1 protein-coding gene is annotated in these 750 nt (G+C 62.3%); it reads left to right on the top strand.

All coding sequences use genetic code 11. The features are described 5' to 3' along the window. Positions 1–701, top strand: a 701-nt coding sequence (locus EN939_RS36630) for an SAM-dependent methyltransferase (protein WP_164751620.1), incomplete at its 5' end; no start/stop codon positions are given. Between the last annotated feature and the right edge of the window lie 49 nt (positions 702–750).

Raw genomic sequence — 750 nt, 5'->3', positions numbered from 1 at the left:
GCGTGACTCTGTCGACCGAGCAGCATGGCGTAGCCACCGACCGGGCGCACGCGCAAGGGCTGGAAAGCCGTGTGCATTTCGAGCTGAAGGACTACCGCGAACTCAACGAGCGTTTCGACCGCATCGTCTCGGTCGGCATGTTCGAGCATGTCGGCGTCAACCACTACCGCACCTTCTTCGACAAGAGCGCGACGCTGCTCAAGCCCGATGGCGTGATGCTGTTGCACACGATCGGCCGTTCCGGCGTGCCGTGGGCGACCAGCGCCTTCATCCGCAAATACATCTTCCCGGGCGGCTACATCCCGTCGCTCTCGGAAGTCATGCCGGCGATCGAAAAGTCGGGCCTGGTCGTCACCGACGTCGAGATCCTGCGGCTCCACTATGCCGATACGCTGAAGCACTGGGGCGTGCGCTTCGCCGCCAATCGCGACAAGGCCAAGGCGATCTATGACGAGCGTTTCTGCCGCATGTGGGAATTCTACCTGGCGGCCTCGGAAGCCGCCTTCCGCTGGCAGGACCTGGTGATCTTCCAGATCCAGATCGCCAAGAAGAACGACACGCTGCCGATGACACGCGACTACATGGCCAAATGCGAAAAAGCGCTTGAGATGCGCGACATGGGGCATCGTGAAACGGCTCCCGTCAAAAAGAGCCCGGCCGCCAAGCCGGCTCGCCGCCGCAAGGTTGCCGACCAGGAATAGCATTGCCGCTTGCCATTGCCGGCGCCTGCACTGAAAAAGGTCCCGTGAC

The organism is Mesorhizobium sp. M7A.F.Ca.CA.002.05.1.1, from assembly GCF_003998335.1.
GTDB lineage: Bacteria > Pseudomonadota > Alphaproteobacteria > Rhizobiales > Rhizobiaceae > Mesorhizobium.
Note: the sequence above shows the minus strand (reverse complement) of the source record. Positions and strands in the feature narration are given on the sequence as shown.